The organism is Ruegeria sp. CL3, from assembly GCF_056536505.1.
In genome coordinates, this window is record NZ_JBQFPT010000011.1 from 25,131 (window position 1) to 46,681 (window position 21,551).

The 21,551-nt window shown below is 53.4% G+C and carries 20 protein-coding genes; 13 read left to right on the forward strand and 7 right to left on the reverse strand.

Annotated features, from left to right (window positions below; all coding sequences use genetic code 11):
* Window positions 1–294: 294 nt before the first annotated feature.
* Window positions 295–999 carry a helix-turn-helix transcriptional regulator gene (locus ACR0NO_RS16465; protein ID WP_480724741.1) on the reverse strand — a complete coding sequence of 235 codons (705 nt, stop codon included), beginning with the start codon at window positions 997–999 and terminating at the stop codon, window positions 295–297.
* A 106-nt stretch (window positions 1,000–1,105) separates the two neighbouring features.
* Between ACR0NO_RS16465 and ACR0NO_RS16470 the strand changes: the two genes are divergently transcribed.
* The 3 genes from ACR0NO_RS16470 to ACR0NO_RS16480 are packed head-to-tail and all read left to right on the forward strand — an operon-like array spanning window position 1,106 to window position 2,258.
* On the forward strand, window positions 1,106–1,543 hold the full coding sequence (locus ACR0NO_RS16470; RefSeq protein ID WP_480724742.1) for a VOC family protein: 438 nt from the start codon (window positions 1,106–1,108) through the stop codon (window positions 1,541–1,543).
* Window positions 1,544–1,583: 40 nt separating this feature from the next.
* Window positions 1,584–1,940: a VOC family protein gene (locus ACR0NO_RS16475; protein WP_480724743.1), complete on the forward strand. Its 357-nt coding sequence runs from the start codon at window positions 1,584–1,586 to the stop codon at window positions 1,938–1,940.
* A gap of 57 nt (window positions 1,941–1,997) precedes the next feature.
* Window positions 1,998–2,258 carry an NAD(P)H-binding protein gene (locus tag ACR0NO_RS16480; RefSeq protein ID WP_480724744.1) on the forward strand — a complete coding sequence of 87 codons (261 nt, stop codon included), beginning with the start codon at window positions 1,998–2,000 and terminating at the stop codon, window positions 2,256–2,258.
* Between the two features lie 560 nt (window positions 2,259–2,818).
* Here the strand turns inward: ACR0NO_RS16480 and ACR0NO_RS16485 are convergent.
* From ACR0NO_RS16485 to ACR0NO_RS16495, 3 genes are read right to left on the reverse strand one after another with little or no spacing between them, the layout of a single operon-like run.
* Window positions 2,819–2,983: a hypothetical protein gene (locus ACR0NO_RS16485; protein ID WP_475217501.1), complete on the reverse strand. Its 165-nt coding sequence runs from the start codon at window positions 2,981–2,983 to the stop codon at window positions 2,819–2,821.
* Between the two features lie 47 nt (window positions 2,984–3,030).
* Window positions 3,031–3,342 carry a hypothetical protein gene (locus ACR0NO_RS16490; RefSeq protein WP_480724745.1) on the reverse strand — a complete coding sequence of 104 codons (312 nt, stop codon included), beginning with the start codon at window positions 3,340–3,342 and terminating at the stop codon, window positions 3,031–3,033.
* 40 nt (window positions 3,343–3,382) lie between these two features.
* Window positions 3,383–4,003, reverse strand: a complete 621-nt coding sequence (locus ACR0NO_RS16495; protein ID WP_480724746.1) for a hypothetical protein — start codon at window positions 4,001–4,003, stop codon at window positions 3,383–3,385.
* Window positions 4,004–4,616: 613 nt separating this feature from the next.
* Here ACR0NO_RS16495 and ACR0NO_RS16500 point away from each other — a divergent pair.
* From ACR0NO_RS16500 to ACR0NO_RS16510, 3 genes are all read left to right on the forward strand, one after another.
* The gene (locus tag ACR0NO_RS16500; RefSeq protein WP_480724747.1) at window positions 4,617–8,216 is read left to right on the forward strand and encodes an adenylate/guanylate cyclase domain-containing protein; all 3,600 of its coding nucleotides are present in this window, start codon (window positions 4,617–4,619) and stop codon (window positions 8,214–8,216) included.
* Window positions 8,217–8,231: 15 nt separating this feature from the next.
* A complete protein-coding gene (locus ACR0NO_RS16505) occupies window positions 8,232–8,501 on the forward strand; it encodes a DUF4242 domain-containing protein (RefSeq protein WP_480724748.1) in 270 nt (89 codons plus the stop codon).
* 116 nt (window positions 8,502–8,617) lie between these two features.
* Entirely contained in the window at window positions 8,618–10,033 is a 1,416-nt protein-coding gene (locus ACR0NO_RS16510; protein WP_480724749.1) for an FAD-binding oxidoreductase, read from the forward strand.
* Between the two features lie 368 nt (window positions 10,034–10,401).
* On the opposite strand, the gene ACR0NO_RS16515 is transcribed toward ACR0NO_RS16510, so the two are convergent.
* Entirely contained in the window at window positions 10,402–11,427 is a 1,026-nt protein-coding gene (locus tag ACR0NO_RS16515) for a helix-turn-helix domain-containing protein (protein ID WP_480724750.1), read from the reverse strand.
* 182 nt (window positions 11,428–11,609) lie between these two features.
* Between ACR0NO_RS16515 and ACR0NO_RS16520 the strand changes: the two genes are divergently transcribed.
* The 6 genes from ACR0NO_RS16520 to ACR0NO_RS16545 all read left to right on the forward strand — a co-directional run bounded on the left by ACR0NO_RS16520 (window position 11,610) and on the right by ACR0NO_RS16545 (window position 19,166).
* The gene (locus ACR0NO_RS16520) at window positions 11,610–12,971 is read left to right on the forward strand and encodes a metal-dependent hydrolase family protein (RefSeq protein ID WP_480724751.1); all 1,362 of its coding nucleotides are present in this window, start codon (window positions 11,610–11,612) and stop codon (window positions 12,969–12,971) included.
* A 114-nt stretch (window positions 12,972–13,085) separates the two neighbouring features.
* Window positions 13,086–14,432 carry a metal-dependent hydrolase family protein gene (locus ACR0NO_RS16525; RefSeq protein WP_480724752.1) on the forward strand — a complete coding sequence of 449 codons (1,347 nt, stop codon included), beginning with the start codon at window positions 13,086–13,088 and terminating at the stop codon, window positions 14,430–14,432.
* 64 nt (window positions 14,433–14,496) lie between these two features.
* Window positions 14,497–14,895 carry a hypothetical protein gene (locus tag ACR0NO_RS16530; RefSeq protein WP_480724753.1) on the forward strand — a complete coding sequence of 133 codons (399 nt, stop codon included), beginning with the start codon at window positions 14,497–14,499 and terminating at the stop codon, window positions 14,893–14,895.
* A 24-nt stretch (window positions 14,896–14,919) separates the two neighbouring features.
* Window positions 14,920–15,300 carry a hypothetical protein gene (locus ACR0NO_RS16535; RefSeq protein ID WP_170463054.1) on the forward strand — a complete coding sequence of 127 codons (381 nt, stop codon included), beginning with the start codon at window positions 14,920–14,922 and terminating at the stop codon, window positions 15,298–15,300.
* Window positions 15,301–15,524: 224 nt separating this feature from the next.
* A complete protein-coding gene (locus tag ACR0NO_RS16540; RefSeq protein ID WP_480724754.1) occupies window positions 15,525–16,313 on the forward strand; it encodes a DUF3299 domain-containing protein in 789 nt (262 codons plus the stop codon).
* A 108-nt stretch (window positions 16,314–16,421) separates the two neighbouring features.
* Window positions 16,422–19,166: an AsmA family protein gene (locus ACR0NO_RS16545; protein WP_480724755.1), complete on the forward strand. Its 2,745-nt coding sequence runs from the start codon at window positions 16,422–16,424 to the stop codon at window positions 19,164–19,166.
* 11 nt (window positions 19,167–19,177) lie between these two features.
* On the opposite strand, the gene ACR0NO_RS16550 is transcribed toward ACR0NO_RS16545, so the two are convergent.
* Window positions 19,178–19,678 carry a hypothetical protein gene (locus ACR0NO_RS16550; RefSeq protein ID WP_480724756.1) on the reverse strand — a complete coding sequence of 167 codons (501 nt, stop codon included), beginning with the start codon at window positions 19,676–19,678 and terminating at the stop codon, window positions 19,178–19,180.
* A gap of 232 nt (window positions 19,679–19,910) precedes the next feature.
* On the opposite strand from ACR0NO_RS16550, the gene ACR0NO_RS16555 reads away from it, so the two are divergent.
* Complete coding sequence (locus ACR0NO_RS16555) at window positions 19,911–20,117, forward strand: hypothetical protein (RefSeq protein ID WP_480724757.1); 207 nt, start codon at window positions 19,911–19,913, stop codon at window positions 20,115–20,117.
* A gap of 139 nt (window positions 20,118–20,256) precedes the next feature.
* Here the strand turns inward: ACR0NO_RS16555 and ACR0NO_RS16560 are convergent, their stop codons facing one another.
* Window positions 20,257–21,438 carry an adenylate/guanylate cyclase domain-containing protein gene (locus ACR0NO_RS16560; RefSeq protein WP_480724758.1) on the reverse strand — a complete coding sequence of 394 codons (1,182 nt, stop codon included), beginning with the start codon at window positions 21,436–21,438 and terminating at the stop codon, window positions 20,257–20,259.
* Window positions 21,439–21,551 lie beyond the last annotated feature (113 nt).

Sequence of the window (21,551 nt, forward strand, 5' to 3'; positions counted from 1 at the left end):
CGCGAGCGGGTCGCCCTGGTACGCCAATGGATTGCGGTTACCAAATGCTCCGAATTTGGCGCTGACCAGCTTCCATTTTTTCGAAGCAATTCGGCATGTTTTCCCTCTCCCCCTAACAGAAGCGCGAGAAGCCGCTCCTACACGTGATCACGGCATCCATGTTGTTAAAGACGGTCGCGTAAAAGTTGCTCTGATTGGGAGCGGATGACATCACGAATCTGATCGGAGCGGTTTTTGAACCAGCGCTCCGCTGCGCTGCAGATTTCACAAAGCGGTCCTTCGGCAAGCCCTGCCCTATGCCCCATCTTCATAGCGCTTTCGTTCTGCATCCGTTGCATAGCGCCACTCCGCGCGAAGTAGGTCCATTCGCCGAGGAATACTGTCTTCAAGGACCTCCGCCTCAATGATCCGCTCTGTCCGAAAGTAACGAAAACCTTCTCGCATCTCGCACCATGCGGCGATGATGCGGCTGGTGTCTCGGTAACCCAGCAGTATGGGCCATATCACACGATGGGTCTTTTGGCCTGAGTGGTCTGAATATTTTAAGGCTATCTTTTTACGACACCGAATGGCCAGACGAATGGCCGCCGCGCCGAGTACTTCATCCGGCTGAGTGACGGGCGCGACGCTGACCGCCGGCTGAAGAAACGACGTCCGGTACTTGTCAGGTGCGACAGCTTCAAGCTTGGTGATCAGCTTCTCAGCCGCTAGCGCAAGCTCGGGTTCGCCTCGGGTCTGGACCCACAGCACACCAAGCGTAACGGCCTCGATCTCATCCGGGGTGAGCATCAGCGGTGGCATATGAAAGCCGGGCTCCAACACATAGCCGACCCCGGCCTCGCCATTTATTGGCACGCCCTGCCCCATCAGCGCAGCAATATCGCGATACACCGTGCGTTTGGTCACGCCCAGTTCCTCACCAATGGACTGGGCTGAGATCGGGCCTTTGGCGCGCCTCAGAATCTCGATGACTTCAAATAGCCTGTCGCCGCGCCTCATGTGATCTCCTTTCTAAGAAACAGATCATACTGACACCATGCTGACAACACGCTGTCAGCATAGGCGCGGTAAAAGCAGGAAAGGCTTCAACCAAGGAGATCAGAATATGAGACGTTTCATTGCCTTAACCCTCGCCGCTGTTCTGCCAACCACACTCGCAGCGGAGTCTTCCGAGCGGCGGGGAATTGCGACGATCATGGCCATGGGCGCCTATGTGCCGACCGACAACATGGAGGAATCGGAGGCCTTCTACCGCGCCCTGTTCGACAGTGAACCGACAATCGGGCTACCAGAATTTGTGGCGTTTGACGTGGCTGATGGCTGGTTCGCGATCGTGTCACGGGATAAGTACGCACCGGGGGCCGAGGCAGGTTCGGGCGCGGTTCCCTACCTGCAATCCGCCGATCTGGAAGTCTTGCACGCCCGTGCCATTGCCGCCGGAGCGACCACCCCGGAGATCATTGAAGAGCCGGGGATCCACCTGCTCAAGATCACCGATCCGAACGGCCAACTGATCGAGTTCTTCAGACTGACCCATCAGTGACGCTCTTAACACTCCGCACTATCTCAACGGACATCGCATCATGCAAATGAACTACTTCGTCGTCGGTGCCAACGACATGGCCGCCGCAACGCACTTTTATGACCAGCTTTTTGGTCAAACGGGTGTGGAGCGTGTCTCGCCCACCGACAGAATGACATACTGGCTCGGACCTGGCTTTGCCTTTGCAGTCGCCATCCCGTTCGACGAAAACCCGGCCACCTATGGAAACGGAACCATGGTCGGCTTCAGCGTCGGGTCGGCTGAAGAGGTCGAAAGGCTGTACGCATTGGCCTTCGAGCTTGGTGGCACAAGCGAAGGCGAACCGAACCAACGTGGACCGCGCTTTTCGGCCTATGTCAGGGATCTGGACAGCAACAAGATTTGCCTCTCCGCCTGAGCGCAGGTCGCAAGTGCAGTTTCCGATCGAAAGGAGAAGGTTTTTAAGCTCGTTCTTTTGGGCGCGAATGGGCGGACAGGTAAGCTTGCCCTCGATGCTGCGCTCGCAAAGAATTTAGTCGTTACAGCGATCATTCGTTCTGCAGACAAGGCACCCGATCTCAAGAAAGACTGCACGTGGATGTCGGTGAACCCTGTGACCCTATGTTCCTCGCACCAGTGTTTCGCGACCATGGCGCCGTTACTTCGACCTTGGGCGGTCAGCTGCCTTCGAAAGGCGCGACATCGGTGTATTAACGATCTGCGGTCGCCATCGTAGAAGCTGCGTCTCGGGTTAGCCGTTTGACCCGTATGGCCAGACTAGGTTTAGAATTAAGATTGCCACAAATAGGGTGACAAGCTTAAGCACTGTTGCTTTTCGTTTCGGCATGTTCGCAAAAAGTGGCGTCTGTTCGAGGCCCCAGAGGACAGCAAAGCAGATTGCTACGGTGACAATCATATGTGGTATGTCAAGGCTCACAGCGTTCCTTTCAAATAACTGAAATGATGTCTATTGGCGTCGTTTTGTGCGACGGCAAAGCAACGTTAGGATTACAAGATTGAGCGCCGGAGCCAGACTCGCAAGCCACGGGCGCCAAGTCTCCGGAAAACCATCTGTCAAAAGAACCCATGGCAATCCTATGGGCAGCAGGAAGATACCGGACAAAGGGTCTCGCTGCTGACCAAAAAGCCCGAAGGTGCCGACCAGAAACAGCGCGAGTGCAATGAGGTACAAGACCCCAACGGTTCGAACAACCCAACGACAGGCATTTGCCGATCCTGACACTGCTTAATCTCTTCGGTATGTGTAAGTGAAATTCACCGCGTGCCGCTGTCAGATTAGTTGCACGCCGGATAGTTCGCGCGATCCGCTTCCGACACGTCCACGGGGCATTCGGTGTTCCGGTTTGCTTCGGAAATATCCGCTTCCGTGGTGAAGGATTTCTCTTCTACACATCCTGCCAAAACGACGAGCAGTGTTGCGGCTGCAAGCATGTATTTCATGGAACTCCCTTTTAATCAGACAAAGTGTTCAGCCACGACCTAGAGCATTAGCAATCTGCGGCGGGCAGCATAGTGACATCCGAATAACGGCCATCGGCAGTCGCGATGCGTGCGCAGGCACCCGTGCTGCGGTTAAACCAGAAGGCAGTTAGACCGTCTGTCCGGATCAACTCATAGCCGAGGTTTTGTATGCCCATCTCGGCCTGACCGGCCCGCGCACCTTCAAATGCGGAAAGATCGGTGGAGCTTCCCACGGACGGTTGGTCAGTTGAAGGTGCCGTGGGGCTTGAAGTCTCAACGCAACCCGCCACTGCGCAGAGTGTCGCAAATGCACAAACCAGCATAAGCGGATTCTTCATGGATGCTCCAATTTGATACGGAGACTCTTCCGTAGTCATGTCATTCGATGCCAAAGATCACGTTGTAGGACTGTGCACCGTTGGAAGTGTTGTAGACCTCGATCACGTGATCTCCCGACTGCCAGAGCTGCCCACGATACTCTTGCGCCGCGTCCGTTTCATCGAGCAGCACAGACCCGTCCGGATTATAGATTACATAGGTCATTCCGGGTCCGTTCGCGGCGAGACGGAAATAAAGGAACTGACCGTCGCGCGCACCCAGGATATACCGCCGGCTCTCTTGTGGCAGGAGAGAGCCGGTCAGCTCCGCACCGGAAGTGCCACTTGCGAACTGCACGCGCTCCGTGCTTGGCGCGCCTGTGCCAGAAGAGCCCGCTATCGCACCACCGCCGTCATCTGCGGCTTGTGCAACGCTCAATTCGGCAACCTGACCATCGTTTGAGACAAGGCATCGCCAGGTTGTTTCGCCTCTATCTTGCAACATGACAAGCGAGTTTGCTTCAGAAAACTCGGTAGAGAGCACCGTACCACCTTGTCCATCTGGCCCACCTACAACGCGCAATTGATCGATACAGCCGTCAATTGCTTCCTGCCCAACATCCGCGGCAGCCGCAAGCGTTGGCAAAGCACAAATACATACAGTCAAAAACGTCAATCGCATTAGATAAAACTCCCAATGGAACCGCAGAAAAATTATAAATACTAAAGCAATGCAAACTGTCGCACGCAATAATGCAATAATAATGTGAACACCGCTCCTGACTCAAAGCAGACAAACAACTCACAAGTCACTCAGCGAATTTTGCGATTGTTCGTTGGTGTTGTGGGCGTCAAAAAAGATCGTTTTTGGCGCGCTTCCCGAATGCAGACGTTCTTGCGCAGTGCAGCACCCGGCAAAGTGGGCTCACAACCGACTTCAGAGTCAGCGCAGCATCTGTAGTGGTGTGTCGGGTTGGCTCATCTTGGGCGGCACAAAGCTGCCCTACGTAGCTGAGTCTGTATGCCGCGTCGCGGCCCATCAAAGGAGACGTTCACTGCGCTAATGTGGCCTAACGCTGCGTGCATTCGCACATCGCGGTCACAGGTCTCTTCAAAGACAAATCATCAAATACGTGCAGCTAATTGGCAAGTTGCGCAATTCTAGAATGCTGGGGCAAGAACCGACCTAGTCGGTTGGTCTGAATGTAAAGATATTCTGTCGCCTTTCATTAAAGATCATCCCGTTTTGAATGCGTATTCTTGATTAGTGATGCGTATCCCAGCATGATCCAAAGATGTCGGTCGAAATTGTAAAGTGGTTGAAAGATCTCGAACTGAGCCAGTACGCAGATGTTTTTGCGGCAAATGATATCGATGCGCGTGTTTTGCCACTTCTGTCAGACGACGACTTAAAAGAGCTCGGGGTGAGCCTTGGCCACCGCAAGATCATCCTCGCCGCAGTGCAAGAGCTAGTCGGACAACAACGTGCGACCTCGTCCCCACACGCCTATCGTGAACACCCGCCGGAAAACGCAAATGCGGCCATCTCAAACCATTCACAAAGTGACGATCCGCTCAAAACCAAGCATAGTGAGCCAGCCACTGCTGAGAAGCGCCACGTAACCGTTTTGTTCGCCGATCTGGTCGGCTCGACGGAACTCACCAATCGTTTCGACCCCGAAGATATGCGGGGCTTACTACAGAACTACCAAGACGCCGTTGCGGGCGCTGTAAGTCGATATGGTGGCTATGTTGCAAAATACTTGGGCGACGGTCTTCTCGTGTTTTTTGGCTGGCCGAGGGCCTACGAAGATCACGCAATTCGGGCGATCAAAGCCGGTCTTGAGGCCGTTCATCGCGTCAGCGAACTCAAAACCCCGGACGGAGAGCGCTTGTCAGTAAGGCTGGGTATTGCGAGTGGTGATGTCGTCGTCGGCGATAACATCGGTGAAAACACATATGAAGAAGGGGCCATGACCGGCCCAGTTGTCAATCTTGCGGCGCGAATTCAAGAATTTGCGGAACCAAACTCGGTCGTGTTGTCGGCAGAGGAAACTGAGACAGCTTTGCATCGGATATTTGAATACAAATCTCTTGGGAAGAAAGAACTAAAGGGTTTTGCTGAGCCTCGTACTCTGCTGAAAGTGGTGTCGGAACGCAGTGCGGAAAGCCGGTTTCGGGCCGCACATCGCGATGATGTCGACAGTGTTATGATCGGCCGGGACTACGAAAAGGGTATTCTGCTGCAATCATGGCAACGTGCCCAGAATGGTCATGGAGAGGTTGTGCTGCTGTCCGGTGAAGCCGGGATTGGGAAATCGCGACTTACAGAGGAATTCCTCGCAGATATCACCGCGAATGACCAGGCTGATATCATAAGGCTGAATTGTTCTCCTTATCTCAGCAGTAGCCCCTTTCATCCGGTTGCCCAACGGATATCTCAGGACGCAGGTGTCGAACCGGACTTCGATGACAATCTGATCCTTGAACATGTCAGGAAGATGCTGGAAAGACGGCCGGGACTGGACTGGGAACAAGTTCTACCTGTCTTCGCAGCTTTGGTCGCACCTCGTAGTGCGCTGGCCCAAAAGGTGCTCGAGATGTCGCCGCAGGAGCAGCGCGACATCACAATCCAAACTTTGATTCACACAGTGCAGGTGCGATCAGACGTGTGCCCGGTTGTTCTGTGTGTCGAAGATGCGCATTGGATCGATCCTTCCACACAAGCCTTGTTGGAGCGCTTTAAGTCGATTTCCAGCGACCTTCCTCTGATGATCCTGATTACCCACAGGCCTGGGTGGGAATTGGCCCGAGACGATGGGGACACGCACGTTCAGTCTCTTGTACTGCGCCGGTTCGATTCTGCGCATGTTTCACACCTCGTCGAAAATATCACAGGGAAGAAACCGGACGATGCCCTGATTGCTAAAATCATTGAAAAGACCGACGGTGTACCTTTGTTCGTGGAGGAATTGACGCGAACGATTGTGGAAGCAGGTGAGCAAGGGCAAATCCATATACCCTCGTCTCTGAAAGGCGCGTTGATGGCGCGTCTTGATGCGGTTTCGCCTAAGGCAAAACAGGTCGCGCTTACAGGATCTGTTATTGGCAGAGAGTTTGAGCCTAGCATTTTGAATGCGGCGATGCGCGTTGCAGATTCTGATATCAAAACTTGCCTCGAAGAACTTTCGCGAACAGGCATAGTCTTCGAAAGCGGGCACAATCGCGGGCACTTTGTATTCCGTCATGCCCTTATCCGCGATACCGCCTATCAGTCCATGCTGAGCTCAACTCGAAAACAACAGCATGCGGATGTGGCGCGTGCGTTGATGCAGACAAGGTCCGCCGAGATCGAGCGTCGTCCCGAACTGGTCGCCCGACACCTTTCAGAAGCTGAGGATTGGAGGGCTGCGTTCGAAAAATGGCAAATTGCGACAGAGATGGCGTTGGCGCGATCTGCCAGCCAAGAGGCGATGACAAACGCCAGAGAAACGCTGCAAGCTGCTGAAAAACTTGGATCAGACTCCAAAACAGAATTGATCAAAGGCAAAATACTGGTTGGCCGCAGCCACGACAGCCTGGGCCAATTACCTGAAGGGATTGCAGTTCTGAAAGACGCCTCCAACGCGGCGCGGGCGGTGAACGATGTGGAATTGGCTGCTGACGCGGCCAACCACTTCGCCGACTCATGCATGATGTCCAGCGAAAGGCATAATGAAGCAATCGATCTCTGCGATAATGCGCTGAAAGAATTACCCGATGATGACGAAGTCCGTCGGTGCAGACTGATGAGCCAACTTGCGCGCGCCCACATGTTCGTCGGTCAGTTCTCCGAAGGTGCGCGTTTCGGCCAACAATCAATGGAGCTGGCCGCAAAACTGGGAGACTATAAATCCCAGTTCTCGGTAATGATGATGCATTTTGGGGCCCCGTTCGTTGCGCGGAAGGGAAGAGAAGCCCGTCATTGGCGCGAAAATCTGGAGGCCATGCACGGTGTGGTCGAGCATCTTGGAAGTATCGACCAAGGGCGGGACCGAACTCTGAGCTTATTTGTAGGCGCCGAGATGGCCGACCGTGAGTTAATGGACCATTCTTTGGGTTTGCTGACCGAAATTTCGGAAAAGGACAATCATCTGCAACTCTATTGGGTTCAGAAACACGCACGCGCCATGGTTGCAATTATGGACGGCGATTTTGACCAAGCTGAGAAACACGCAACCGAGGCGGTGAAAATTGGCCGAAAGACCCACGGCGAACATGTTGAGGGCGTCTTTGGAGTTCAAATGTTCACGATCCGCCGCGAACAAAACCGACTGCACGAGGTCGCGCCTGTAATCAAGCAACTGATGACAGACAGCCCCGAAGACATTTCATGGAAGCCCGGTTTTGGTCTTATCGCTGCAGAACTTGGGTACAAAGAACCTGCCGAACGAATACTGAACGAAATGGCTGCCAATGGCTTCGATCTTCCACCCGACGCTATGTATTCAACGACATTGTCCTATTTGGCCGACATATGTGTCGCCATTGAGCATCAGGAACACGCCGACATGCTCTATGAAATGCTTGCTCCTTACGAAGACCTGACGATCACCGCTGGGGCCACAACAGTATGCACTGGCGCAGCTGCCCGACGCCTTGGAAGTCTGAGTACGGTTCTGAAAGACTGGGAGGCCGCTGAGAAGATGTTTGAGAAGGCCATAGAAATTGACACGCGCATGAAATGCCCACCTTGGGTCGCGCACAGCAAGGCGGCATTTGCAACTGCATTAAGGCGACGAGGGCGCCCGAATGATGTGGAACAGGCGTTTCAACTGGAAGGGGAAGCGTTGGCAATTTCACAGAAATTGGGTATGGTTTCCCTAAGATCAAAGCTCGAAGGAGTAGCGAGTTAAGGTAATTAATCTGGTTTGGGGGACTTTATGCCAAGGTACATAATTGAAAGAAATTTCGCTGAGCAGCTCAACGTCACAGACGATGACAAAATTCATATCAAAGAGATCAATGACGAAGTTGGCGTCGAGTGGATTTTTTCGTTTCTCAGTGCAGATAAGCGCAAAACGTACTGCTTATACGAAGCCCCGGATGAGGAAAGCCTGAGAAAGGCGGCCGAACGCCTGAACATTCCCGCCGATGTCATAACGCCTGTGGATCGGATTGATCCGGCAATTTTCGCCTAATCCGCATCGTATTTTCCTAATTCAATGAAACGCCATCGCGAGACAACGCGACGGAAATATCAATTACTTGAGGCAACCCTGCAAGAAGCCCGACCTGACAATAGGGAGGCCAATGCATGTTTTACCTAAAAACACTTGATGGTAGTACGGCAACTGTAAACCAAGGCGCTTTAGACGCTCTTGATTTATCGCTTCGCGGCGGAGTCTACCATAAGGGCACTGCGGAATACGAAGATGCTAGGACCACGTGGAATAGCATGTTCGAACGTTACCCCGGTTTCGTGATCCGCGCCTTGGGTGCAAGCGATGTGCAGAAGGCCGTGAACTTCGTACGCGACAATGGCCTCATAATGTCCATTCGGTCAGGTGGGCACCAGATAGCAGGACATGCAGTCGCAGATGAAACGGTCATGCTTGATCTGTCCCAGATGCGGTCGGTTCACGTCGACCCTGTCAGCAAAACTGCTGAGGTTGCGCCGGGAGCACTGCTAGGAGATGTGGATCGCGAAACTCAGGCACATGCACTTGCCGTTCCCGTTGGCATCAATTCGACTACGGGCATCGCAGGCCTCACACTAGGCGGCGGCTTTGGATGGACCACTCGGAAATTTGGTATGACGATCGACAATTTGCTCTCAGCGGAAGTCGTGACCGCAGACGGAGCCATTGTAACCGCCTCGACCACAAGCCACCCGGAGCTTTTCTGGGCCATTCGAGGAGGGGGTGGAAACTTTGGTGTAGTGACTTCTTTCGAGTTTCAACTGCATGAGCTAGGACCCGACGTCCTTTCCGGCCTCATTGTTCATCCGATAGAAAAGGCGCCAGAGCTATTGGCCGAATTCGCCACCATTGCAGACAATTCCCCGGAGGAACTGACCGTCTGGAGCGTGATGCGGAAAGCGCCTCCTCTACCCTTTCTGCCAGCTGAGTGGCATGGACGAGAGGTGTTGATCTTCGCTGCCTGCTATAGCGGGTCCATGGACGAAGGTGAAAAAGCTATTGCGGCACTACGCGCGCTTGGCGAACCAATTGCCGACGTGATCTCTCCCCACAAGTTTGTAGACTGGCAGGCCGCTTTTGACCCGCTTCTAACACCAGGTGCTAGGAACTATTGGAAGAGCCATGATTTAGATGAACTTTCTTCGGACGCCATCTCAAGTTTACTGAAAGCGATTGCAAATCTTCCTGACCCGGCGTGCGAAGTTTTTATTGCCCATGTGGGCGGAGCGATGGCGCGCGTCGACGCCGGTTCAACGGCCTATCCCCAAAGATCTGCTCACTTCATCATGAATGTTCACACGCGTTGGGAGGATCCCGGCAAGGATGCCGAGTGTATTGATTGGGCGCGAAAACTTTACGTCCAGATGCAACCGCACGCGAGCGGAAGTGCGTATGTCAACTTCATGCCAGAAGACGAAGCAGACCACATGGCCGGGGCATATGGCGATAACGGTGGCAAGCTTTCTAGGATCAAGGGCACATATGACCCGGCCAATTTGTTCAGGGTAAACCACAATATCTTGCCCGCGTGATAGAATTCAAAACCGCATAAACTGGTCCAGATTAATGTTGAGCGTTGCGCCTTAACATCACGTGGCTATTCTCGTTGACGAATTGTCAGGTCAAGTGAAGCATCCAGTGGACAATCGAACTAGTGACCCCGCTCCTACCTGGTTGCGGATTCCGTCAATACGATCTTTAAATTCAAATCGTGTAAGCGTTATTTCTAAATCAAAGTTGCAGTTTGATTAGCAGAATTCAGCCTCAAAAAAATGGATGCAAGGCGACTAGCAACTATTTAGGACTAGTTCACCGATCTTCTTGCCGAGCATCAAGACCACTATTTGGTACAGTCTTGTTACAGGAACAGAAACCTCGATCAGCATTGGCACCGAGATGATCAGGCCCGTTCCTCCACCGTTTTCTTAAAGGCCGACGGCGACATCCCAGACCATTTTCGGAAGGCCCTCGAAAACGCGGTGGAGTCTGCGTAACCAAGCCGCAGTGCGGTCTCACCAACGGACTTCCCAACCGGACCCAGCAGCTTCCTTGCTTCTTCCAGTTTGACACCAGATATGACCTGAGATGCTGATAGCCCATAAGTGGCCAGCCGATTGTTCAAAGTCTCCCGGTGGAAACCGCATAGGCGCGCCAGTTCGTCTACACCAAATCCCTGCTCGCCAAGATGAATCCGGATCAGGCCCTGAAGCCCGGCTAAGAAATCTTGAGGCGCATGCTGATCGAGGTTAGCGCTTGTCAGGTCTGACGGGTTTGCCAATGTTTCCGTGAGCAACTTATGGCTCAGCCAGGGTGAGGGAAACCGGATCGAAAAACCCTGTGGGCCGCACTTGATGGCTTGAACACCATGAAAGTGCTTAGGTAGCACGTCAGGTTCGCTTACCCGTAAAATGATTTGGCTTGGGTCCCACCTGAAATCCAGAACTCGGTGCAGTAGTGATATCCAAATGCTCGCCAGAAATGCGTCGGTCTGTCCGGGCGAAACCGAAATGTTGAAATTCCGCTTGGCACTGAAATAAGCATGCTCGCCTTCCACAAGCAGCGATTGCGTGACCGCATTGGATTCTTTCGAGACGGCTTGAGTGTATCGCGTAAAGAAGTCGCCTAGCGTCAACGCCTCGGCCAACATGTCACCAAGGGGCAGAAACCGAACAAGGTCAATTGATTGACCAACTTGCGCGCAGAAGTCTGATGATGTTGCGTCAGCAGCGGCTTGATGGATTTTATAAATCGTCTCGTGTGGCACGAAATTCTGGCGATCCATCACCTGAGCTTCGCTCACGCCCAGAGGGTCCAGAACAAAAGCCGGTTCAACACCGGCGTCACGCAAAGCAGCTAACACGGGTGCAGCAACCGATGCCCGAACCAACGGCAAGGCCTTCTTGGTGTTTTGGTCAAATGCGTCCATGCCGCCCTCAAATATCATGAAGGTAACGACAGAAAGACAGAAAGCACACAAAAAGGTGCCAAAAGCATGCAGAATGCCAAGTCAATTTGGCGCAGCCTGCCATACTGTCAGGCAAAATCCGGCAATCACTCTAAAATCATATTCAGAAACATACATCTGTGATTCGTATTTGGAGGGCCTCAATGACACCGAAATTCAAACACCTGGTGGCCACGACAGCCTTTTCTGCAAGCCTGACAATCGCGGGCCAAGGTTTGGCGCAGGAAGAGAGCTTTCCGATCCTATTTTCCAACGTGCACGTTTTTAACGGTGTCGATGAACAGCGACTTGAGAACGCACACGTTCTGGTCGTAGACAACCTGATCGCAGAAGTATCGGCGGAACCACTGGCCGTCGCCAATGCCCAGATCATTGACGGCGGTGGTCGCACGCTGATGCCGGGCTTGATCGACGCACATGTGCATATGACGGTCACCGAACCGGTGGCGGACCTGCGCGATAACTTCGACTGGATGTACTGGGGTGCAGTTTCGACGATTGAAGCTGAGAAAATGCTTCTGCGAGGGTTCACAACCGTACGGGATGCGGGCGGCCCGGCAATTGGTCTTCAAAAAGCGATTGATCGGGGCAAGGCCGTTGGCCCGCGCATCTACGCCTCTGGTCCAGTAATCTCTCAAACCTCGGGGCACGGAGAGCATCGCGTCTACACCGAGCCCCATCCCAACTTCATGGGGGCGCAGCCATCCTTCTTTAACCAGCATCTGGAGTTTCTGGCCGATGGCGTGCCGGAAACACTGCGCGCGACCCGCGAAGCCCTGCGCCTTGGCGCTGTCCAGATCAAGGTGATGGCTGGCGGTGGGGTATCCTCTCAGGTTGATCCCCTACACACCGTTCAGGGTCTGCCGGAAGAGCTTGAGGCGTCTGTCCGGGCCGCTGCCGATTGGGGAACCTATGTCATGGTCCACGCCTATACGGACGAATCCATCGTGCGCTCGATTGAGGCAGGTGTGATCAGCATTGAACATGGACAACTGATGACAGAAGTCGGTGCGCAAGCGATCAAGGACGCGAATGCGTGGATCGTTCCGTTCTATTCTCTTTTAGGACTGGACGAACAAACCGTTATTTCCGCTCTTGGACCAGGGGCCGCCGAAAAGTTCCTCAGCGTGCAAGCGGGTGCACGAAATCAGATGCAGTTGATCAAAGACTTCGGGATCGAGAACGTGGCTTTCTCAACTGACATTATCGGCGATCCCGTCGCGCTGACCAAGCAAAACGATGAGTTCAAATACCGGCTGGAGGCATGGACTTCACACGAAATCCTGCAACAGGCCACGTCAAAGTCGGCCGCCCTTCTGGCACTGTCAGGAAAACTCAACCCCTACACAGCAGGCCCGCTGGGCGTGATCGAACAAGGCGCATACGCCGATCTGCTGCTTGTTGAAGGAAACCCGGTCGCGGATGCCGAAATCCTGGTCGACTACACCAACAACATCGACCTGATCATGAAAGATGGCGTGATCTACAAGAATACACTCGATTGAGTGTCGCGCGGGGTGAATTTACCTCGACATCCCGCGCTCCCTTAACTTGGAAAATGGGAGTACTGACACGTGAAAATACTGGCCTCACTGACAGCAATCGCTGGACTTGTTTCCATGGCAGCAAGCGGTGCCTTGGCGCAGGACGCGCTTCCACAAACCTTGTTCACCAACGTGCATATCTTTGACGGAATTAGTGAAGAGCGGATCGAAAACGCGAATATTCTGGTTGAAGGCAATCTCATAAAGACAGTCTCGACCGACGGTATTGATGCGCCTGACGCGACGCTTGTTGACGGAGGTGGGCGCACGCTGATGCCGGGCTTGATTGACAGTCACGTGCACTTTTATGCCACAGGGCTCGTGCAATCCTTCTCGGGCCTTCAGGCCGCCAAATGGGATCAGATCGGGGCCACCGCGGCTGAAAATGCCCGCGACTACCTCTACGATGGTTACACCACGGTGCGGGATACCGGCGGAATGGGATCAGGTCTGCGTGAACTGATCGACAAGGGGATTGTAGACGGCCCGCGCATCTATGCGTCAGGTGCGGCCATCGGCCCGACATCCGGGCATGGTGACTGGCGAAACCCCGAGCAGCGAACCTTCAACATGGGATCGGACGACGTCGCCAATACGTTCAACCTGTCCTATATTGCTGATGGTGCCGAGGAAATCCGGAAGGCATCGCGGCTTAACTTCGCGCACGGGGCGAGTTTCCTGAAACTGATGGCCGGTGGCGGTGTGTCATCCGAGCTCGATCCGCTCTGGTCCGTTGCTTACAACGTTGATGAGATTTCGACAGCGGTCGAGGCTGCGTCGTTCTTTGATACATATGTGACTGTCCACGCCTATACCGACGAAACGGTCACAATGGCTCTGAACGCGGGCGTCAAGTCACTGGAGCACGCTCAGATGGTGAGCGAAGAGACCGTCAAACGTATTGCGGATGAAGGTATCTTCTGGGCCCTGAATGTAGCTGGAATGGATCCAGCGCTGCTTGATCACCCCAATTTCTCCATGCCGACAGTTAAGCCGAAACTGGAAGAATATTTGGTCGGGTCAGAAAACGTCATTGAGTACATCAAGAAGTACAAGCCCAAGATCGTGCATAACGTCGACACCGTGCTATCCACCATTGGATTTGGCCGCGCACACCGGGACTTTGAAAAGTACTATTTCGCTGAATTGCTGGGAAACCATGCTTTCCTGGTTGCAGCGACCTCGACTGGTGGTGAACTCGCTCAACTGACAGGGCGTCGGAACCCTTATCCCAACAAACTGGGCGTGATCGAAGAAGGGGCCTATGCAGACATCCTGATTGTCGATGGAAATCCGCTGGAGGACCTGTCGGTTCTTGGAGCAAATCCAAAGTGGTTTGATGCAGCACCGCGGGATCGGGGGTTCGAGACCATTCGCGTGATCATGAAAGATGGCGTCTTCTACAAGAATACACTCGAATGAGCGGAGTATGCGGGAATTTGACACCTGCGCCTTGCATCGTCAATCCTGAACAGGGGAGCGATCAATGAACAAAGTAATCGCAGTAGCTCTTTGCGTATTTGGGATCGGCGTTACTGAAGCAGCAGCGGAACAAACCCAAAGCCGATACTATCTGGGGATCGGGGAACCAAACCCCGATGCCTGGCAAATCATGATCGACAACCCGACCGACCGGGAAAAGGACATGGGCGCTGCACTCGCCGCAATGGGCGGTGAGATGATCAGCTATTTCTGGGGTCTGGCCGATGGCAAGAACTACATCACCGTCCGTTTCCCAGACGATCCGGGCATGGTGCAGGCCATGTATGTTTCGCGTCTGAGCCAAGGGGTTCTGAAAGACTACAGGTTCATCGAACTGATGACGAGCGCGGACATGGTTGAAACCCTGAAGCGCGTGCCGGAATTTTCAACTCCGGTTGAATGAAGTTAGGAAGCAAAGGAATAGTCTATGAAGATCGTGTACGGAATTCTCGCAGCCTTATCAGTTGTGTTTTTCATCCTTGGAGGCAGCGATGCTTATGCCAAAGACAACAAGGGTAAGAAGCCGAACAAGGGGGGCAAGGACCGTGATGTCAGCATTCAGATCGAAGACAAACCCGGCAAAGGCCCAAAGGCTGTGCCACCTGGTCAGATCAAGCGCTACACGCGCGGTGCCAAGCTCCCGTCTGATCTGGAGTTCGAAGAAATCGGGGACCTTTCCAAATGGAAGCTGAAGGAGCCGGGCAACGGAAACCGCTACATTCAGGTCGATGGCGAAGTCCTCGAAGTTACGAATGACCTCTCTACGGTTGTGGATGCTGTCGGCATCGTCGGTGATCTTCTCAACTAGACGAAAGTACGATGTTTCAGGGCAAGAATTACCTCGTTTGCCCTGGTGCTGGCCGGGGCGATCTTTCTGTGAACCCCGGCCCAATTTCAAAACCCGGACACCAGGCCCAGCGATGGAAAAAGCCCTTCTTGTACTTTTTGCGCTTGCTACCCTTTCGTCAGCACGCGTCCGACTCTCGCAGGAAACCGTTGGAACTGAGTGATGACACGTAGGAGCCAGTGGCAATGGGAGCTGTTTTGCGGACAATTGAGGAGCATATGACAATGCGTCTTTCCTTTGCAGTAATAGCCGCGTGCTTTTTGGCTTTGCCGGCTCATTCGGAGGGCACTCGTGTTGAGTGGCCAGACCTGATCGATGAATCCGCTCAAGACTACGAAGATCCTTTCGTTGAATTGACTGACAAACAGCTTAACGCGCTTCGGAAATTGGTCCGGTTGCGCGCACGGCAAGAAAAAGGCGGGGCCACACCAGAACAGCTGGACCAGATTCAAGTGGATATTGAGGCAACCGAAGCAACCCTTGCTGAGGAAGGCATTGATGCGAACTGGCTGATTTCCCAACGCTGGGTTGTGATGGAAAGACGTGAAAAGGCGGGCACAGCCGCCAACGTCGACATCGATGGCGTGACCGTTTCATTGGGCGGATTTGTGATCCCGGCACCCCGCGACGAAGATGGCTCCCAAATGGCGTATATCGTGCCGGAACGAGGAATGTGTAGCCACGTACCACCTCCGCCACCAAACCAGATGGTGCGTTTGCGCCTGAGTGAATCCTGGTCACCATCGACAGTTTACGAGCCCATCGTTGTAACCGGTCAAATTTGGATCGACCCGACGCAGAAGGAAATGCTGGTTGTTGATGGTCCCGTCCTCATGAAGGCTGCGTTTACTTTAGAGGTCGATGACGTTCAGACTTTTGGACCAATCCAGTCTTCCAAAGAGGCGACGACCAATAGGGCAAGTGTGCTGATGGGAAGAATAAAAGCGACTGGCGGGGCTATCAAAGACGAATAGTGACACGGCCCAACTGACCCGAATAAGGTTCAGAAAGGGCATTCAGTTTAGTGGGCCGAATATCTGCTTGTGAGCGACTGAACGGCGAAGGCGGCGATAGGGGAGCGCATGAGGGTTTGGCTTTTTAGGATAATTGGGCTTGTTGCACTTCTCGCTTTCGCAGCAGTTGCGTTTGTTTGGTTGTTGTTTGCTGCTCCGATGTTCTCGGACATGCGGCGCGACCTTGTGGAAAGAGTTCTTTCGGAACAAATTGGTCGGCCACTTCTTGTCAATGATGATGTAAGCGTCGCGCTTGGCCGCACGAGTTACATTTACGTCGGTGGTGTGGTCATCCCGAGCTTGACAATGCCGGATTCAGCTCTTGTGGAATTGAACCTGCTGGAGCTGGAGCTGGATATTGCCGCTTTGGGCAACAGGCGCCTGCACTTTGACAATCTCGTCGTGGAAGGCCTCCAAGCAAATCTTCTGACGGCCGAAGACGGCACCACAAGCTGGCGAACAAACAGGCCAACACGCAGGCCCGAATCTGAGGAAACAGTATCAACGGAAGATCAAGAAGACGTCGCGAGCGCTGATAGTACCAATGAGAGCGGTGCGGAAGGCGGTGGGATCCTGAACTTTCTGAGCGACAAGAACGTAAGTTTCACATCAATCGGGTTAAACATTGACGACAAGGTCTCGGGCTTCTCATTTGTATTTGACCTTCAGTCACTCGCGCTCGAACAAGTAGACAATGGACAAAGAACAAAGGTCTCTGGTTCCGGCTCCGTCAACGGTCAGGTTTTCGAAATCGAAGGCGACTACCCACACGCCGCACCGTTTACGACGCGCGCCAGTTTTGGCGAAATGACCGTAAGCTACGATGGCGAGCCCTTCTCGGCAGACGAAGGGGGCGGTTATCGGGCAGTCTTGGAAATGGACACAGGTGAGTTCGGTGATTTTCTGGACGTCATCGGGCTGGAACGCGTTCTGGAAGGCAATGGTCAGCTGCAAGCAGAACTCGTATCTCAGGACGCTCTGAAGATCGAGGCGTTTACAACAACTGTAAGCCTGGAGGATGGGCAAAAACTCGAAGCTGAGGGTTCAATAGATGACCTCTACACCGCTCAGGGCGTTGATCTGCTTTTCAACGCGCGGCTTCATCCTGAAGGACAGCCGCCGCCAGCAGCAAAAAGTATCCAGGAACTTAAATTCACTGGCTTTGAAATGCATATGGTCGGATCCTTGGCTTCCTTCGAATTTGAGAAGTTGCTGTTCCAAACCAATGCATTCGACCAAGGGCTGGACGTAATCGGCCCAGCCTCAATCGAAAGTATTCGCCGCATGCCAGACGGACGGCTTGCCATGCTGGGCATTGCGCTACAAGCGGGTCCCATTGAAGAGCCTGTCCTGAAAGCCGAAGGTGCAATCCTCGATCTGCTTCAGCTTCAGGACGTGACTTTCGATGGGGAGCTAAACGGGCCCGCCAAGTTGATTTTGCCCAACCTCGATGAAGAATACGTTGACCAGTTCGGGGGCATCAAAGCCGATTTCAACATATCCAACGCGGGCGGGCCGGTTTCACTCAACAGGTTTAACGCGACCACCTACGGCACCGATCTTTGGGCGCTCGATCTCGCACTATCTGTCAACGAGCTAAGAGGCCTTGCCGGTCTCGATTTCGACGTGGAATTGGACATCGACGACAGCGCCGAGTTTCTGACCGCAGTGAACCTGCAACCTGTCGAAGTCGGATCACTAGCTATCGATGCTGAAACCTCCAAACAGGGCGAGGACTTTGATGCCGCAATCCAGTTCGAAGCAGGGTCTTCGCATCTTCTTGCGGCTTTGGACGCAAAATTTCCCGAGGGTGCTTCTGTTGTTCGGGGCAACATCACGAGCGAAAGGCTCGATCTCAACGACCTGAAGAACCTAACTGCCGTGCTGGACCAACTGAAGAGCTTGGTAGGCGAGACCACAAAGGAACCTGAAGCCGAAGTTCAGCCTTTGGTTTTACCGAAGGAGACAGGCGTCCAGCCCTTGGTATTGCCAAAGGAAAAAGGGAAACCTGCCGATCTTCTGAATGTGCAGCGCGTGCTGCGAGAAGCTGACGTTGAGGTACAGATCGAATTCAAAGAGATTGTAGGGCAGCAAGGAGTAACGTCTGTTTCAAGCCAATTGTCTGCCAAAGACGGAACCGTGGATTTCGGCCCTCTTCAGATGGCTTATGGTGGCGGAAAATTCAGCCTGCGGGCGGTCATGGACCTGATTGACTCACCTGATTGGCTTTCGTTATCGGGATCGACCTCGGGATGGGAATTCGGTGAGATCCTTGATGAGTTGGGCATTGGTATTGAGGCCTATGGGCGTTTGAGCGGTGAGTTCAACGTTTCTGGCAGTACCGCCTCGGGCAAGGCCTTCGTCAACTCCATGCGCGGCAAAGCGTCTTTGTCGATGTCGCAGGGATATATCAGTACCAGCCTATTGGAGCTGGCGGGGCTGGGCATATTCCCCTGGCTCTTTTCAGAAGAGTTCCGACAAGGCTATACCGAAATCACTTGCGTGGTCGCCCCGGTTGATATCCAGGCCGGACGGGTCAGTTCAAACTCCATCGTCATCGAAACAGGATCGGTTCAACTGGTGGCCAGGGGGCAAGTGGACTGGCTGAACGATAGCATCGCATTAAGAGCGGAGCCTCGTCGCGTCGGCAAACCCCTATCCCGGAGTGCTTGGCCATTTGATGTAACGGGTCAGCTTTCGTCGCCAAAGTTCAAGCTGGATGTGGGTGGGTCTAGAAGTAAGGCTCCAGAAGGCGCTGACGCTATGCCTGTCAACAGGCAACCCTGTGTGCCGGACATCAATCAATTGCAGTAGTTGGATGCGACCTAGTTCTTCAGTGGTTCCGGCTGTTCGGCCTGACACGCCAGAACGGCCTCAATGGCTTTTGCGGACCCGCTGAGGTCGAGTTCAACCTCGGCACCACTTTCACCAATAATCGTAACGTTTTGACGTTTTCCAAACTCGGTCACAAACGCCGGGTTATCGAAAAAGGCGTAGCCACCGGGAACTCCATTCTTGTAGACACCAACCGCTTCGCCTTCGAATTTTGCATCACCAAAGTCGAACTTTACGATGCCGGTCGCGCCGTCCTCAATCTGCACCCAGGCCGGATTGTAGGCGGCAAAAAAACCACCAGCCTGATTGGGTGCCGCACCAATTTCAACGGTCATTTCGTCTTCAAAGGGCTTCCAAGCGAGACAGCCGTTTCCCTTTTCGGGATCAATTAAGATTGTCCAGTCACCGGATTCACCCCACCGCTCCATACCAGCAGCCCACACCACGCCAGCGGAGATCAATGCCATTGCTGTCAGCGCCAACCTGTTCATTTAAAGCTCCACAAATGGTCCGTGTATCTAAAGCTGCATTCAGATTATCTTGCGGGACAAATCAAATACAACCATTCAATTTATGGAATGCTGAGCCAAAGCTAGTACGCCTTTGCCCTGAACACGAAATCATCTTCAACCGCCGCCAGAGAAAAAATGACGCTCTACTCACCTAGAATTTGCCAGAGTTATTCAAAGCCTCTTTCGGGCCGATCTGTTCCTGAAAATCCCAATGTTCGACGATCTTTCCACTCTTGATCTGGGACAAGTAAAAAACGGCCCAGTCGCGCTCGTCTCGCTCTACATGGCTAAAAGCGACCACGAAATTTCCTTGACCGAGTGGTCGGTGAACTTTGACGTATTGCGCGGTTTTTCTGCCACTTGTCACTTCTCCAAGAAGCTTGGAAAAAGCTTCCAATCCATCGGCTACGCCGGTTGAGTGTAGCGTTTAGCGATCCGAAGGATTGCCGCCGCGCGTTCAGTGCTGCCGTTCTCTGCAAAGTACGTAAAGGCCGCTAGCAGCCCTAGGCAGACCTTGAAAACACGAAATTCCAAAGGATTTACAACAAGATAGAGCATCATTTTGCTTGATCGGAGAGGCTGATAACACGGAAAATCTGCACCGGGTTACCGATGCCCTTCAGTTCCCGTTCTCCCATTTCTTCGGTCTCTACATATTCTTCTATGTCTAGAAGCGCCCGTTGGTTCAAAAGGATCTGCCCGTCGCTGGCAAAGTCGCAAAGCCTGGATGCGGTGTTCACGACCCCACCTATTGCAGTGTAGTCGGCGCGGCCATGAAACCCGATAAGCCCAAGCGTCGCATAACCACTACTGATCCCAATACCCAAACCCATCGCATGTCCGAGTTTCTGCCAGGGTGCTCGTATTCCTTCGAAGGCTTCGTTTATTGCCTTAGCCAGCCGCACGGCTTGCAGAACGGGCTGATCGCACGGAACCGGGTCATTGAAGAAGACCATCAATCCGTCTCCGGCTCGGTATCCAATTGTTCCTTTGTGTTTGGCAACTAAATGGCCAACTTCATCGTGGAAATGCTGGAGAAGGGTAATGACATCCTCCGGCTCAATCGCCTCGGAAATGGCGGTGAAATTCCGGATGTCGCAGAATAGGCAAGCGATGTATTGACGATGAGTATTCAAAAGCTCGTCAGCGTTTTCTTCGACGACAAGCTCCGCAACTTGCGGCGCAAGGAATTGTTTGAGACGCCCCAGCCTGTCAATCTCGCCTTCCTGGCGCTTTACCTTCTCAGTCAGTCTTTCGTTCAACGCTTCTATTTCATGTGTCTGGTTGCGAACTGTGTGGTTCAAAGCATCGAGTATAAAGTTCTGGTTTAGCAAAGCCGCGATCACCAAAAGCACATAGGCCAAAGCTTCGACGCGTTCATCATAGCCGAAGTACAGTGTGACAATCAGGATGACGGCAGCAATCCCACCGAGGACGAGTGGAAGCTCCTTGGCATGCCGTTTCCGGTCTCTCCACAAGAAACTAACCGCCAACAATGCAAACACCCACATGAGCACCGCTTGCGCATGTGGGTTTATAGAAAGCGCTTCGTAGCCAACCAAATAGGTCAGTAAAATCCCGGAATAGCACGTGGCCAAAGAAGCCAAAGCAGCCAAGACAGCTCCGATCCCGATTGGCATCGAGATTCTGAACTCCTCCGTTGCCACGCCGATACCGTCGGCCACAGCACGCCGCGAAGGCTCCGCAGCGGAGTTATTTCTGTGTTCGGGATCAGGCATGGTCCTCGTTCGCACTTGGTCGCTGGTAGAGTACGTTTGATTTGAGATTGCGTCAAAATCACATGCCAGCATGCGAAAGCTGAGGGTTTCACCAAAACAACAACGCCCAGCGA